Below are 14,275 nucleotides of genomic sequence, written 5' to 3' on the forward strand. Positions count from 1 at the left end.
CCGCGCTCGGAGAAGCGGAAGTCGACATCTTCCTGCATCTTGCGCAGCTGTTCGGTCAGGCGCCGGTTCTCGAACTGCAGTTGCTCGATCTGGCCGGAAAGCTGGCGCAGCTGGTTCTCGAGCCTGCTCGTGCGGACCACGAGATCGGCCGCGTCCTGCGCGGCGGCAGGCTGGGCCAAGCCGATCGCCAGCAACGAGAAACCGGCAAGCATGGCATGCCGCAGCGGGAACCGCTTCCGGCTCGGAATCGAAATCGTCGCAAAGCTCATGTCAGGCAAACCGCATCGCCCCGGGGACTGTTCTCATCAGACGCGAATACCGCGGCCAAAATATGGAAAAGCCGGCGCTTTCCTTGCGGTAAGCGCCGGCCAGGTCAAGCTTTTATCGAGCTGTCCGGTTCAGACGCCGCCGGCGCCGTCGAGCACCGTCACGGCGCGGCGGTTCTGCGACCAGCAGGAGATGTCGTTGCAGACGGCGACCGGCCGCTCCTTGCCGTAGGAGATGGTGCGGATGCGGTTGCTGGGGATGCCGCGCGAGGCGAGATAGTCCCGGACCGTCTGGGCGCGACGGGCGCCGAGCGAATAGTTGTACTCGCGTGTGCCGCGCTCGTCGGCGTGGCCTTCGATGGTGAAGGTGTAGCGCGGATAGCGCTGCAGCCAGCCCGACTGCTTGTCGAGGGTCGCGACAGCGGTCGGGGTCAGATCGGTCGAGTCGGTCTCGAAGAAGACGCGATCGCCGACGTTGACGACGAAGTCCTGGGCGCTGCCAGGCGTGGCGGCACCGCCGGCTCCGAAGCCATCGGCGGCGTTCTGGTCCTTGGCGCAGGCGCCGAGGGCGAGCGCTCCGATCAGGGCGGCGGCGATGCGCACGGTGCGGGCGCTGGCTGCAAAGGAGGCGAGCATGTCAATTCTCTCCGAATTTCGGGCGCGGAGCGCGCCGGGCGGCGTCACGCGTTATCCCAATCAATGATGTGTCAACCTAAACGAGACCTTGCCAGAACAAGGCGAAGTGGCGGCATTGCGGCGTATGGTTAACCAAATATGGCTGGATGCCGACGGTTCGACGATGTTGCATTCCTGCACCATCGCAGAACGCGCTAGCGCGCCGCCGTCAGCAGCGGCGACCAGGTCGGATCGGAGGCAAAGGACGGCGTCGGCACCGGCACCTCGACCCGGCCGGTGATGTCCACCATGTACAATTTCCCGCCGGATTGTCCGCCCGGATCCCGGAAGAACATGATGTACTGGCCGTTCGGAGCCCAGTTCGGCGCCTCGTTGTGGAAGCTCTCGGTCAGGATGCGCTCGCCCGAGCCGTCCGGCTTCATCACGCCGATCCCGAAGGTGCCGCCACCCTGGCGGGTGAAGGCGATCAGGTCGCCGCGCGGCGACCAGGACGGCTGCGAATAGGAACCCTGGCCGAAGGAGATGCGCTTGCCCTCGCCGCCGCCGGCGCCCATCACGTAAAGCTGCTGCGAGCCGCCGCGGTCGCTCTCGAAGACGATCTGCGATCCATCCGGCGCATAGGACGGCGACGTGTCGATCGCAGAGGTCGAGGTCAGCCGCTGCGTGGTGCGCGAGCCGATGTCGATCGCATAGAGATTGGCGTTGCCGCCCTGCTGCAGGCTCAGCGCGATGCGCGCGCCATTCGGCGAGAAGCGCGGGCTCGTGGTCATGTCGGGGAAGTTGCCGACGACCTGGCGCTGGCCGGTCTCGATGTTGAGGACATGGACGCGCGGCTGCTCGCCGGTGCGCTGCGCCATATAGGTCACTTCCTGCGCCACCGGCGAGTACCGCGGCGTCACCACCGAGGTCGCGCCATCGGTCAGATAACGCACATTGGCGCCGTCCTGATCCATGATGGCGAGGCGCTTGCGCCTGGCCTCCTTCGAGCCGGATTCGTCGACGAAGACCACACGGGTGTCGAAGAAGCCGCCGACGCCGGTGATCTTGGTGAAGACCGCGTCCGAGATGATGTGGCCGACGCGGCGGGAATTGTTCGGGTCGGTGAAGTATTGCTGGCCGTCGATCTGCTGGCCGGCGACGACGTCCCAGAGCCGGAACTCGGCCTTGAGCCGGCCGCCGTCGCGCGAGACCCGGCCGATCACCAGCGCCTGCACGCCGGCCGCCTTCCACGCTTCGAATTGCGGCGCCGCATCGAAGGGCGGGTTCTTCTCGGGATGCCGCGCCTTCTCGATCGGCACGAAATAGCCGCAGCGCTTCAGGTTGTTGGCGATGATGCCGGAGACCAGCCCGCCGCCTTCGCCGGCAAAATCGGCGACCGCGATCGGCATCGGCTGGAAGGTGCCCTTGCGCAGGTCGATCACCAGTTCGGCCAGCGCGGGCGTGGGGAGCAAGGCCGGCAAGGCCAGCCCCGTGCCGGCCAGCGCCAGCGCATGGCGGCGGGTCAACCCGCGAGCCTGCAGATTGGTGGAATGATCAATGCGGTCCATGGCGGTCACAGCACGTCCCTGGCGTCGAAATTCACGATGACGTCGCGCCAATCGTCGTAATAGGAAGCAAATTGCGCGGGAATGCGCAGCGGCGAGCAGCGGCGCGTCGCGGTCAGCGCCGAATCCGCCGCGACCCGGAAGAGCGGGTCCGACGAGGAATTGGTCACGCTCGCCTGGCCGATCAGAGAGCCGTCGGTGTTGAGCTTCATGCGCACCTGCGGCACCACCGGCTTCGAGGCGCTCTGCAGCGCGATCGGCACGTTCCAGCACTTCTGCAGCTGCTCCTGGATGATGCCCATCAGCTGCGTGCGCAGCGACGGCGAGAGCTTCTGCGAGGAGCCGGTCTGCGTGCCGAGCGATGCGGTACGGTTGATCTGTGGCGCGCTCGAACCCGAGGACTGCGCCTGCTCCTTCGACTGCAAGAGCTTGGCGATGTCGTTCGGGTTGAAATTCTTGGCGATCTCGGCCTCGCGCTTCGCCTTGGCTTCCGCTTCGCGCTTCGCCTTGGCCTCGGCGGCGATCTTGGCCTTCTGTTCGGCCTCCGCTTTCGCCCTGGCTTCCGCTACCGCCTTCTCCTTGGCAGCCTTTGCCGCCTCGGCGCGCGCCTGCGCCTCCGCTTCGGCCTTCGCCTTGGCGGCGGCCTTTTCTTCCTGCTCGGCCTGCTTGGCCTTGCGCTCGAGCTCGGCCTCCTCGGCGAGCTTCGCCAGCTCATCGCGGCGCTGCTGTTCCTCGCGGGCGGCCGCCTGCTCGGATTTCTGCGGCTGCTGCTTCACCGGCTCGGCCGGCGGTGTCGGCTTCGGGGTCGGACGCGCAGGCGGCAGCGGCGCGGCGGCATTGTCCTCGGCGACTTTCAGCTCGGCCGGGCGCGATGGCGGCGCCGGCGTATCCTGCTTGGCCTCGCCCGCTTCCTTGCGCTCGACGATCTCGGACTGGCGCTCGGCCCGCTGCTGCGGCTTCTCCTGCACCTTCTCCGCCTGGCGCTCGCCGCGGGTGACCTGGTTCAGCGCCGAGGGATCGATGACCTCGACGGCGATCGCCTCCTGATGCTCGGGCAGCGGCGCCGTGCCGGCAAAGGCCAGCAGCCCCGCGACCAGGACGGTCGCGTGGCCCAGGGCGGAAACCGCCAAGCCCGGCTCTGAGCGCGAAAGCATCAACGCGACGGCACCTTCTCGTTCAACGCGAATGCGGTTCGGTGACCAGCGCCACGCGCTTGAAGCCGGCGCTGGTGATCGTCGCCATCACCGAGGCGACGCGGCCATAGTCGACCTGCTTGTGGCCGCGCACATAAATGCGGTCCTCGAAGCCCTGCTTGGCCAGGCCTTGCAGCTTCTGCACCAGATCGGGCTCGAGCGTCGGCTGGTCCTGCAGGAAGATCTGGCCCTTCTCGTCGATGGCGATGGTGATCGGCTTCTGATCGACATTGATCGGCTTGGCGCCGGTCTGCGGCAGGTCGATCGGCACGCCGGTCGCGATCAGGGGAGCTGCGACCATGAAGATGATCAGCAGCACCAGCATGACGTCGATGAACGGCGTCATGTTGATCTCGGCGATGGCCCCGTGACGGCGCGGACGACGCCCACGGCGTCCCCCGGCCTTTGCGCCGGCTGCGGCTGACATGCCCATCGTCTAAGCCCTCACGCGGCCAGGCGTTCGTCGATCTGCCGCGACAGGATCGCGGAGAATTCGTCGGCGAAGGCCTCGAGCCGGTTCTGCGCCTTGGCGACCTCGGCCTGCAGCTTGTTGTAGGCCATCAGCGCGGGAATCGCGGCGAACAGGCCGATCGCGGTGGCGAACAGCGCTTCGGCGATGCCTGGAGCGACGACGGCGAGGGAGGAATTTTTCGAGACCGCGATCGCGGTGAACGAGGTCATGATGCCCCAGACCGTGCCAAACAGGCCGATGAACGGCGCCGAAGAGGCGATGGTCGAGAGCACCAGCAGCTTCGATTCGAGCCGTTCGGCCTCGCGCTGGATGGTGACGTCGAGCACCTTGTCGATGCGAGCCGAGAGGCTGGCGACCGAGCGCCCGCCATTCTCGAACGAGCGCTTCCATTCGCGCATCGCCGCGACGAAGACGGCGGCCATGTCGTTGACCGGGCGGTTCGAGAGGTCGCGATAGAGCTCTTCGAGCGAGCGGCCCGACCAGAACACCTCCTCGAACGCGTCCATGTCCTGGCGCGTGCGGCGGTAGAGCAGGGTCTTGTCGATGATGATCGACCAGCACCAGATCGACGCCGCCAGAAGCCCCATCATCACCAGCTTGACGACGATATGGGCGTGCCAGAACAGCGTCCAGAACGACATGTCGACCTGCGGCGCGGCCTGCGCGATCTCCACGGCGGGGTTCATCCTGTCATCCTTCTCTCTCGAGCCGCTACCGGCCAGGCCATTGCGACCTGAACGAATCCGGCTCTGGCCGACGCGAAACCGAGTGCGGCGCCACGCAGCCTGTTCTTCGCGCCGCGAAGCTCGCGCCGCCGCCCGTTTCTGCGCTCCGGGGATATGCCACTGACACCAATTACCGCTGAATTCGGCGAAAGATGGGCCAAACGGCGATGTTCCCGGGCGCCAAGGGCCTTGTGTCCCGTTAAGTCACCGTCAAGGTTAAGGGCCTGCATGGTTAATATCGCGTTATGACGGCCCTGCGGCCGTCAGCGGGCGACGCAGCGACGACCGGGGTTGGAGCGATGCGGTTTGGCGAATGGCTGGGGGGCCAAGTCCGGAACTATGCCCGGAACTATGTCTGGAACCGCACGACGCTCAGCGCCGTCCTGATCGCCTCGCCGGCGATCCTGTCCTCGATCGCGACCTTCGCCATCTCGAACTCGCTCGACCGGCGCAGCGCCCGCTTCACCGAAGAGCGCGACGGCATCACCCGCGACCTCGGCGCGCTCGACGGCCAGGTGAAGAGCTTCGAGACCTTGCAGCTCGGGCGCGGCGCCCTGCTCCTCGTGCTGAACGGCTCGCAGGCCGACATGCAGTACAAGTACCTGCTCGACCGGCTGTTCCGGCTGAACGCCAAGCAGGCCGTGCGCCGCATGGCGGTGATCGTCCATCCGCAGGACTGGCAGGGCCGGATGGCGCCTTATGACGCCCTCGTCGATCAGGAGTACAGCGACGCGAATACGGTCCACGCCATCCAGGCGATGGAGGACGCGATGGTGCAGGAGGCTGGAGCGCGGCTGACCGCTCTCCAGCTCCGTCACAACATCGTCACGGGGCGCATCGCCAAGATCGACAGCCTGAAAGCCCAGATCACAGCAGTCCTGGCTTCGCTGACCTCCGCTCTCACCATCGTGATCTTCTTCGTGACCACCAACAAGAAATCGGCGCCGCCTCCCGCAGCAGCTCCTGCGGACAAACCCCAACGGCCCGCTTCCGTGAGGAAGCGGGCCGCCGACGGTCGTCAGCTCTGAAAAGGGGGCGCGCTTTCCGTGCGACCGTTTCGGTCGCACGATCAGAATTCGCGCCAATTCAAATGTTGGAGCATGTTCTCATCGCAAAAGTGGTTCCCACTTTTTGCGGAACATGCTCTCAGGCGCTTTCGACAGTATCCGTGCCGGTGCTGGGGCGGCGCGTATTCATGAACTCGTCGAACTCGGCCTTGTCCTTGGCCATGCGCAGCCGGCCGAGGAAATCGTGGAATTCGCGCTGCTCATCCTCGAGACGGCGCAGCGTCTCGTCGCGATACTCATCGAAGGCGCGGTTGCCGCTCGAGGACGGGCCACGGCCCCAGCCGCCGAAGCCGCCGCGGCTGCCCCACTGCTGGGCTCCGCCCATGCGCTCGCGCAGGCGTTCCATCTTGTCCTGCAGGCGATTCATCCGGTGCTCGTAGCGAGCCGGTCCGCAACCATGTCCCATGCGTCCACTCCAGAAAAGAAAAGCCAGGGTCGCCAGACCCAGCGGCCAGAAGATGATGAAGCCGAGCACCGCGAAGGCGATCCAGGCTCCCTTTCCATATTCGTCAAGCTTCGCGACGATCGGCATCGATCCCTCTCGAAACAGAATGGCAACGACGGATGCCGCTGCCGGCCAACCTCCCGTTCGGCTCCATCTTGGAAAGAGGGACGAATTCACCGATCAATCGATCGGATCCGGCCCTCGCCGACCGTGTGAATGTAAATCACATTCACATATCTGGACGCAACTGCCAAGTCTTTCAAGACGACGGACTCAAATTTTTGCGCCGAGACCTTCCCTGCCTTGTCATCCCGGACAAGCCGCGTCAGCGGCGCCGATCCGGGATCCATTCCGGAGCCTTTCCGATAGAGGTTCCGGAATGGATCCCGGGTCTCCGCTTCGCTACGCCCGGGATGACGATGAACTGAAGACCTGAGCCTGACCGTCAGCCCGCCTGCTCGGGCGGCAGGCCGAGGCCCTTGAGATAGATCAGCATTCCGGCTTCGAGCAGATCGGAGGCAGACATCGGCAACGGCCGCCGACCCGCATCGGCGCGGCCGAACAGGGCGGCGACGCCGTGCGACATCGCCCAGATATGCAGCGCCATCATCAGCGCCGGCGGGCGCTTACCCTGCGGCAGCGCCGCGATCAGCGTCTCCGCCGCCTGGCGCAACTGCTGGAAGGAGCGATCGGCGGCGGCGCGCAATTCCGGACTGGCATCGAGCGGAACGCCTGCCTCGAACATCGCCGAATAGAAGGCCGGCTGGTCATGGGCGAAGGCGAGATAGGCCCGGCCAAGCCGGTGGAAGGCCGTCTCCGGATCGGGCTTGCCACTGTCCCAGGCCTTGGCGAGCGCCGCCTCGAAGGCTGCGAAGCCATGGACCGCGACGTCGGCCAGCAATTCGTCGCGATCGCGATAGTGGCGATAGGGCGCCGCCGGGCTGACGCCGGCCATGCGTGCGGCCTCGGCGAAGGTGAAGCCGTTCGGCCCCTTCTCGCCGATCAGGCCGAGGGCAGCGCGGACCAGCGCCTCCTTGAGATTGCCGTGGTGGTAACCCCGCGGCTGCTCGGGCTCGTTGCGTTTCCAGCTCATGTTACGGGCCCTAACATGGCGATCCGCCAGCGTCGATGCCAGCGGCGGCAGGAGCGATCAGAGGATTTCGAGACCCAGGCGATGCCGCAGCACGTCCGGGATACGCCGCGCCTTGCCGCCGCCGACGCAGGCGACCTTGACCTGCGCCGTCACCAGAACCTCCTCCCCGCGCAATATGCGCTGGTCGAGTTCCATCGTCGCGCCGCGCGCCAGGGTCGGCCTGGTCTCTATGGTCAGCAGATCGTCCATCACCGCCGGCCTGACGAAATCGATCAGCATGCGCCTGACCGCGAAGCCCAGCGCCGCATCGCCGTCGAAGAGCTCGCGCTGCTCGATGCCGAGATCGCGGATCAGTTCGGTCCGGCCGCGCTCCATGAAGCGCAGATAGGAGGCGTGGTAGACGACGCCGGAGAAGTCGGTGTCTTCATAGTAGACCCGGACGGAGATGCTGTGAGCGGCGGCCATAACGGTCTTTCTGGGAGATAACGCGGGCGTTCTAGACCGCCACGCGCACCCCGGACAACCTCATGGCCGGCTCGCGTCGCTCAGCGCTTGCAGGGCTTGCCCATGAACGAACCGCAGTCATAGGGCTGCGACAGATCCCGACGGACAGAATTCTTGCCGACGCCGATATCGTCGATGCGCCAGCCACCGCCCTCCTCGACCATGCGGAACGGCACGGACATCGCCTTGCCGAAGCTGCGGAAGCTCGCCGTCACCAGCGCCTTGCCCGCAGCCGGAGCCTGCGTGACCGTGACCTTGAGGTTCTTTACCTCGCCGTCCTGGCCCTGAATGAACGGCTCGGCACCAATATGGCCGATATCGCCGCTCTCGTCCTGATAGCGATCGTCGCGGGCGAACAGCGCCGCCAGGCTCTTGCTCATCAGCGCGTCGCGATGCGGCGGGCGCCAGGGCGGTTCACCGCCGCCATCCAGGGTCTTCTGCGTGACCGCATAGGCCTTGCGCACGGTGGCGTCGGGCGTGGGCTCGGCGGCATGGCCAGCCATGGAAACCAGCATCAGGGCGGCCAGCATCAGCGCAGATCGCATTATCGTTTCTCCCAGCCTCGCCTGTTCGAACCCGACGACAGCACGATGCGCAGGAGGCCGCATCATCCAAATGCGGGACACGCTATCGCGCGGCCTCAGCCCTCGTCATCATCCCCGAACAGGCCGAACTGCGCGCCCTCACGGTTCGGCTCGGGCATGCCGAGATGCCTAAAGGCGTGCGGCGTCAACAGGCGGCCGCGTGGCGTGCGCTGGATGAAGCCCTGCTGCAGCAGGAAGGGCTCGATGATCTCCTCGATCGCGTCGCGCGGCTCGGAGAGCGAGGCGGCGATGGTCTCGATTCCGACCGGGCCGCCGCCGAAATTGATCGCGACGGTCGTCAGGTAGCGCCGGTCCATCTGGTCGAGGCCGATCGCATCGACATCGAGCAGGCCGAGCGCCTTGTCGGCGACCTTGCGGGTGACGATCGCATCGCCATCGACGATGGCGAAGTCGCGCACGCGCCGCAGCAGCCGACCGGCGATGCGCGGCGTCCCGCGCGAGCGCTTGGCGATCTCATTGGCGCCGTCATCCGACATCGGCACGCCGAGCACCCTGGCGCCGCGCGCGACGATGCCCTGCAATTCCTCAACCGTGTAGAATTGCAGGCGGATCGGGATGCCGAAGCGGTCGCGCAGCGGCGTCGTCAGCAGACCGGCTCGGGTGGTGGCGCCGACCAAAGTGAACTTCGGCAGGTCGATCTTGACCGAACGCGCCGCCGGCCCCTCGCCGATGATCAGGTCGAGCTGGTAATCCTCCATCGCCGGATAGAGGATCTCCTCCACCGCCGGGTTGAGCCGGTGGATCTCGTCGATGAAGAGCACGTCGCGCTCTTCGAGATTGGTCAGCTGCGCCGCAAGGTCGCCGGCCTTGGCGATCACCGGGCCAGAGGTCGAACGGAAGCTGACGCCGAGCTCGCGCGCCACGATCTGAGCCAGCGTCGTCTTGCCGAGGCCGGGCGGGCCGACGAACAGGACGTGATCGAGCGCGTCGCCCCGGCTCTTGGCGGCATTGATGAAAACCTGGAGGTTCGCGCGCGCCGCCGCCTGCCCGGTAAAATCCGCGAGCGACAGCGGCCGCAGCGAGGCCTCGCTGTCGTCGTCGCGCTTGTCCGCCGTCATCAGGCCGGGACGCTTCGGCTCACTCACAACTCGATCTCCAGCTCCAGCGCATCATGCACCGGGATGTCCTGGTAGCCGGTCTTGATGATCGTCGGAACCATCGCGCGATAGGCGTCGATCGCCTCGATATAGAGGCCGGAGAAGCGGAAGCCATGCTTCTGGTAGAACACCAGGGCCGGCATGTTGTCATTGGTGAGCATCGCCCTGAGCTTGCGCGCACCGGCCGCCTTGGCCGCAGCCTTCACGGCTTCCAGCATGCGCGAGGCCGCACCCTCCCCTTCCTTGAGGGAGTGCAGCGCGCAGAGCACCGCGATATCGCCGTCTCGGGCCCAGCTCGCCACCGCCAGCAGCTCGCCCTCGGCCGTGAACATGCCGATCAGGGGCAGCTCGGCGCAATCATACAGCTTCGAGCCGATCATCATGCGATGCGAGCCCCAATGCCGCATCATCAGCGCGAGGAAGGTCGACTTGTCGGCAATCTCGCGGAAGATCACCGCCGGTCCCTTCTTCATTTCGCCAGCTCCTTGAGGCCGAGCCGGATCAGTTGCGCCGTGCCGGCCCCCTCGCCCGCGTCACGCGACGCGGCCGCGACCGCAGCAACAGCCTGCGCCTGCGGATAGCCGAGATTGGTCAGCGCCGAGACGGCGTCCGCCACCGGCTGCGGCAACCGCTTGTCCTCGAGCGCACCCGAGAGCTGCGCCAATGCCGGGTCGACATGGCCGAAGGCCGGCGCCTTGTCCTTCAGCTCGGCGCAAATGCGCTGGGCGAGCTTGGGACCGACGCCGGGCGCGCGCGCCACCGCCGCCTTGTCGTTGGTTGCGATCGCGGTCGCGAGCGCGCCGGGCTCGAGCGTCGAGAGGATGGCGAGCGCTACCTTGGCGCCGACGCCCTGCACCATCTGCATCAGCCGAAACCAGTCGCGCTCGTTATCCGACATGAAGCCGTAGAGCCGGATCGCGTCCTCGCGGACATGGGTCTCGATCGAGAGGGCCGCCGCCTCGCCGATCTTGGGCAAGCGCTGCAGCGTGCGCGAGGAGCACTGCACGACATAGCCGACGCCCTGCACGTCGACGATGACGTGGTCCTCGCCGTACGAATCGATGAGGCCCTTGAGCTTTCCGATCATGCTCCCTGTTAGCATGACGGCAAGCTGCCGCCAGACCGGATCATTCGCGGCGTTCATGCGTTCTCCACCGGCGATTTGGGGGATTCTTCCGCATGCTGACGAAACACCGCAACCTGCGGACCGGCCGCTCGGTCTGGCAGGGCGAACGGCCACCGCGCTTTCCCAAGCAAGGCATCACGGCTGACACGGAGAGCGACGTCGTGATCATCGGCGCAGGCATCTCCGGCGCGATGCAAGCCGACATGCTGAGCGAGGCGGGCTTCAGCGTCCTCGTCGTCGACCGCCGCGGCCCCGTGCGCGGCTCGACACCTGCGAGCACCGCTTTGCTGCAATACGAGATCGACCAGCCGCTGACGAAGCTGAAGCGCCAGATCGGCGAGGAGGCCGCGATCCGCGCCTGGCGCCGCTCGCGTCTGGCGCTCGACGGCCTGGCGGCGCGGATCAAGGAGCTGTCGCTGGCGCAGGTCGTGCGCCGCGACTCGCTCTACCTCGCCGGCAATGTGCTCGACGCCGATGCGTTGGCCCGCGAGCACGAGGCGCGCCGGCACGCCGGCCTGGAAACCGCCCTCCTCGATGCCGACACGTTGAAGGAGCGCTTCGGCATCGAGCGCCCCGCCGCCCTGCTCGGCTACGACAATCTCGAAGCCGACCCGGTCGCGCTCGCCACCGGCTTCCTGCGCGCGGCGCTCGGGCGCGGCGCCCGTCTCGCCTGGCCGGTCGAGATCGTCGACCTCGATGCCAGGGCGCGCTCGGTCAGCCTGCGCACCAAGGACGGTCACCGCATCCGCTGTCGGCACCTGGTCTTCGCGACCGGCTACGAACTGCCTTTCGGCACGCTGCCCAAGGGCCACAAGGTGCTTTCCACCTGGGCTCTGGCGACCGTGCCGCAGAAGCGTCGCCTCTGGCCCAAATGCTGCTTCATCTGGGAGGCATCGGACCCTTACCTCTATCTGCGCAGCACGCGCGACGGCCGCGTCATCTGCGGCGGCGAGGACGAGGATTTCGTCGACGAGGACAAACGCGATGCCTTGATCGAGCGAAAGACGGCAGCGATCCGGCGCAAACTCGGCAAACTCCTGCCCGGCATCTCGACGGAAGTCGACTATGCCTGGACCGGCACCTTCGGCACCTCCGAAACCGGCCTGCCGACCCTGGGGCCGATGCCGGACCTGCCAAATTGCTGGGCCGTGATGGGCTTCGGCGGCAACGGCATCACCTATAGCCGCATCGGCGCCGAGATCATTCGGGCCGGTCTCCTCGGCAAGGCAGATCCGGACGCCGAGCTCTACGCCTTCCGCAGCTGATACTGCGCCAGCAGCGCCCGGGCGCCACGGTGCTGCGCATGGCAGATCGCGACGGCAAGTGCGTCCGCCGCGTCGGCGCTGCGCGTCTCGGCCTTGGGCAGCAGCACGCGGATCATCGCTTGCACTTGCTTCTTGTCGGCATGGCCGACACCGACCACGGTCTTCTTCACCAGATTGGCGGCGTACTCCGCCACATCGAGCCCGGCCAGCGCCGGCACGACCAGTGCGATGCCGCGTGCCTGGCCGAGCTTCAGCGCCGATTGCGGGTCGCGGTTGACGAAGGTCTCCTCGACCGCGACCTCCTGCGGCCGGTGCCGTGTAATCACGTCGGCAATGCCCTCGTGCAACTGCCTGAGACGATCGGCCAAGGGCTGCTTCTCGTCGCTTTCGACCACGCCGCAGGCGATGAAGGACAGCTTCGTCCCCTCGCTGATGACGAGGCCCCAGCCTGTCTTCCTGAGACCGGGATCGAGGCCGAGAATGCGAATCGGTTCGGACATCGGCGCAGACTAGAAGATTTCGGCCTGCTTGGATGGATGAACGACGCTCATCGCTGCCATCACAGCGACGGGGGTTGATCGCTTGCCGTTGAGCGTGAAGGAAAGAAATTCCCTCGCCGGCCTTTTCGATGACCGCTTTCCTGACCTCGCTCTTTCCCGGACTTACAGCCGACGGCATCGCCATTCTCGTCGGCGCGACCCTGCTCGGCGGCCTGGTGCGCGGTTTTACCGGCTTCGGCTTCGCCATGGTCTTCATGCCGCTGGCATCGATCGTGATCGGCCCTGTCGCGGCGCTCGGGCTGATCTGGGTGATCGATCTGCCCTTCGCCCTGCCATTGGCGGCACGCTCGGCCAAGCGGGCCGAATGGGGCGAGGTCGTCCCGCTGCTGGTCGCGGCGACGCTGACCTTGCCGCTCGGCATCGCCCTCCTCACCTGGCTTGATCGCGAGACGATGCGCTGGCTGCTGGCGCTGCTCGTGCTTGCCGCCGTCGCGCTGATGGCGTCCGGCTGGCGCTATCACGGCAAGCCCGGCATCCCGCTCTCGCTCGGCGTCGGAGCGGCCTCGGGTCTCTGCAACGGGCTCGCCAGCATCGGCGGCATGCCGCTCGCCGTATTCTGGCTCGGCGCCCAGCGCAACGACCGGCACAAGACCCGTGCCAACCTGCAGACCTATTTCGGCCTGAGCACGGTGGTCAGCGGCACGATCCTCGCGCTGAAGGGCATCATCACGCTGGCCTCGGCGCTGATGGCGCTGCCGCTCTTCGCTGTCTATGGCGCCGGGCTCTGGCTCGGGACGCACGCCTTCGGTCTCGCTTCCGAGCAGGCCTTCCGCCGCATCGCCTATCTGACGATCTTCCTGAGCGCCCTCGTCAGCCTGCCGATCTGGGACGGGCTGATCGGGCGATAGCCAGGCCGCGATGTTCGGACTTGACCGGGGCTCGGCGGCAGAAGGGCTTCAGCTGCCGAGCTTGGCCATGATGTCGTCGGCGATCTCGAAATTGGCGAAGACGTTCTGGACGTCGTCGTCATTGTCGAGTGCTTCCATCAGCTTCATCATCGACGCCGCCTTCTCTTCGTCGAGCGGCGCCGTCGTGGTCGGCCGCCAGACCGGCTTGGCCGAAGCCGGCGCGCCGAGCGAAGCTTCGAGGGCCTTGGAGACCTCGTTCAGGGCGTCGAAGGCGCAAAGGATGGTGTGGCCGTTCTCATCGGAGATCACATCGTCGGCGCCGGCCTCGATCGCGGCTTCCATCACCTTGTCGGCGTCGCCCACCTCCGGCGCATAGCTGATCTCGCCGACACGGTTGAACATGAAGGAGACCGAATTGCTCTCGCCCATCGCTCCGCCGGACTTGGTGAAGTAGGAGCGCACCGCCGAGGCCGTGCGGTTGCGATTGTCGGTCAGCGCTTCGACGATCACGGCAGTGCCACCAGGTCCATAGCCCTCGTAGCGGACCTCGTCATAGTTATCGCCCTCGCCACCGAGCGCCTTCTTGATGGCGCGCTCGATATTGTCCTTCGGCATGTTCTCGGCCCGGGCCGCCAGCACGGCCATGCGCAGGCGCGGATTCATGTTCGGGTCGGGCATGCCCAGTTTGGCGGCAACGGTGATTTCACGGGCCAGCTTCGAGAACAGCTTGGAGCGCACAGCATCCTGCTTGCCCTTGCGGTGCATGATGTTCTTGAACTGTGAATGGCCGGCCATACGCCCTGATCTCCGCTGTTATGCGTCGGCCGGC

At 66.5% G+C, this 14,275-nt stretch carries 18 protein-coding genes; 3 read left to right on the forward strand and 15 right to left on the reverse strand.

What is annotated here, in order from left to right:
* The 6 genes from CXY91_RS30785 to tolQ form a co-directional block, all read right to left on the reverse strand.
* The coding region (locus CXY91_RS30785) for a YbgF trimerization domain-containing protein (RefSeq protein WP_282569360.1) at nt 1–212 on the reverse strand (212 nt) is incomplete at its 3' end.
* A 186-nt stretch (nt 213–398) separates the two neighbouring features.
* Nucleotides 399–902, reverse strand: coding sequence for a peptidoglycan-associated lipoprotein Pal (gene pal / locus CXY91_RS04145; protein ID WP_091839027.1), 504 nt, complete (start codon nt 900–902; stop codon nt 399–401).
* A 194-nt stretch (nt 903–1,096) separates the two neighbouring features.
* Nucleotides 1,097–2,449, reverse strand: coding sequence for a Tol-Pal system beta propeller repeat protein TolB (tolB, locus tag CXY91_RS04150; RefSeq protein WP_100959415.1), 1,353 nt, complete (start codon nt 2,447–2,449; stop codon nt 1,097–1,099).
* A 5-nt stretch (nt 2,450–2,454) separates the two neighbouring features.
* The gene (tolA, locus tag CXY91_RS04155; protein WP_199777355.1) at nt 2,455–3,576 is read right to left on the reverse strand and encodes a cell envelope integrity protein TolA; all 1,122 of its coding nucleotides are present in this window, start codon (nt 3,574–3,576) and stop codon (nt 2,455–2,457) included.
* 46 nt (nt 3,577–3,622) lie between these two features.
* Entirely contained in the window at nt 3,623–4,072 is a 450-nt protein-coding gene (tolR, locus tag CXY91_RS04160; protein WP_425285461.1) for a protein TolR, read from the reverse strand.
* 11 nt (nt 4,073–4,083) lie between these two features.
* Nucleotides 4,084–4,797, reverse strand: a complete 714-nt coding sequence (tolQ, locus tag CXY91_RS04165; protein ID WP_091839015.1) for a protein TolQ — start codon at nt 4,795–4,797, stop codon at nt 4,084–4,086.
* Between the two features lie 338 nt (nt 4,798–5,135).
* Between tolQ and CXY91_RS04170 the strand changes: the two genes are divergently transcribed.
* Nucleotides 5,136–5,864, forward strand: a complete 729-nt coding sequence (locus tag CXY91_RS04170) for a hypothetical protein (RefSeq protein ID WP_100959417.1) — start codon at nt 5,136–5,138, stop codon at nt 5,862–5,864.
* A 118-nt stretch (nt 5,865–5,982) separates the two neighbouring features.
* Here CXY91_RS04170 and CXY91_RS04175 read toward each other — a convergent pair whose 3' ends face one another.
* The 7 genes from CXY91_RS04175 to ruvA all read right to left on the reverse strand — a co-directional run bounded on the left by CXY91_RS04175 (nt 5,983) and on the right by ruvA (nt 10,734).
* The gene (locus CXY91_RS04175; RefSeq protein WP_091839008.1) at nt 5,983–6,435 is read right to left on the reverse strand and encodes a DUF2852 domain-containing protein; all 453 of its coding nucleotides are present in this window, start codon (nt 6,433–6,435) and stop codon (nt 5,983–5,985) included.
* Nucleotides 6,436–6,793: 358 nt separating this feature from the next.
* Nucleotides 6,794–7,441: a TetR/AcrR family transcriptional regulator gene (locus tag CXY91_RS04180; RefSeq protein ID WP_091839004.1), complete on the reverse strand. Its 648-nt coding sequence runs from the start codon at nt 7,439–7,441 to the stop codon at nt 6,794–6,796.
* Nucleotides 7,442–7,498: 57 nt separating this feature from the next.
* A complete protein-coding gene (ybgC, locus tag CXY91_RS04185; RefSeq protein WP_100959418.1) occupies nt 7,499–7,906 on the reverse strand; it encodes a tol-pal system-associated acyl-CoA thioesterase in 408 nt (135 codons plus the stop codon).
* An 80-nt stretch (nt 7,907–7,986) separates the two neighbouring features.
* Nucleotides 7,987–8,490 carry a DUF3828 domain-containing protein gene (locus tag CXY91_RS04190; protein ID WP_158673257.1) on the reverse strand — a complete coding sequence of 168 codons (504 nt, stop codon included), beginning with the start codon at nt 8,488–8,490 and terminating at the stop codon, nt 7,987–7,989.
* A gap of 95 nt (nt 8,491–8,585) precedes the next feature.
* A complete protein-coding gene (ruvB, locus tag CXY91_RS04195) occupies nt 8,586–9,608 on the reverse strand; it encodes a Holliday junction branch migration DNA helicase RuvB (protein ID WP_100959598.1) in 1,023 nt (340 codons plus the stop codon).
* A gap of 23 nt (nt 9,609–9,631) precedes the next feature.
* Nucleotides 9,632–10,120 (reverse strand): GNAT family N-acetyltransferase, encoded by a 489-nt coding sequence (locus CXY91_RS04200; RefSeq protein WP_091838986.1) that lies wholly within the window; start codon nt 10,118–10,120, stop codon nt 9,632–9,634.
* Entirely contained in the window at nt 10,117–10,734 is a 618-nt protein-coding gene (gene ruvA, locus CXY91_RS04205; protein ID WP_100959599.1) for a Holliday junction branch migration protein RuvA, read from the reverse strand. Before ruvA ends, CXY91_RS04200 begins: the two co-directional genes overlap by 4 nt.
* 92 nt (nt 10,735–10,826) lie before the next feature.
* Here ruvA and CXY91_RS04210 point away from each other — a divergent pair, with 92 nt between their 5' ends.
* The gene (locus tag CXY91_RS04210) at nt 10,827–12,038 is read left to right on the forward strand and encodes an NAD(P)/FAD-dependent oxidoreductase (RefSeq protein ID WP_248307349.1); all 1,212 of its coding nucleotides are present in this window, start codon (nt 10,827–10,829) and stop codon (nt 12,036–12,038) included.
* On the opposite strand, the gene ruvC is transcribed toward CXY91_RS04210, so the two are convergent.
* Nucleotides 12,020–12,538 carry a crossover junction endodeoxyribonuclease RuvC gene (ruvC, locus tag CXY91_RS04215; protein ID WP_100959420.1) on the reverse strand — a complete coding sequence of 173 codons (519 nt, stop codon included), beginning with the start codon at nt 12,536–12,538 and terminating at the stop codon, nt 12,020–12,022. The genes CXY91_RS04210 and ruvC overlap by 19 nt on opposite strands.
* A 128-nt stretch (nt 12,539–12,666) precedes the next feature.
* Between ruvC and CXY91_RS04220 the strand changes: the two genes are divergently transcribed.
* Nucleotides 12,667–13,446, forward strand: a complete 780-nt coding sequence (locus CXY91_RS04220; protein ID WP_100959421.1) for a sulfite exporter TauE/SafE family protein — start codon at nt 12,667–12,669, stop codon at nt 13,444–13,446.
* A 48-nt stretch (nt 13,447–13,494) separates the two neighbouring features.
* Here CXY91_RS04220 and CXY91_RS04225 read toward each other — a convergent pair whose 3' ends face one another.
* On the reverse strand, nt 13,495–14,241 hold the full coding sequence (locus CXY91_RS04225) for a YebC/PmpR family DNA-binding transcriptional regulator (RefSeq protein WP_100959422.1): 747 nt from the start codon (nt 14,239–14,241) through the stop codon (nt 13,495–13,497).
* Between the last annotated feature and the right edge of the window lie 34 nt (nt 14,242–14,275).

The organism is Allobosea sp. FBZP-16 (genome assembly GCF_002831785.1).
GTDB lineage: Bacteria > Pseudomonadota > Alphaproteobacteria > Rhizobiales > Beijerinckiaceae > Allobosea > Allobosea lupini.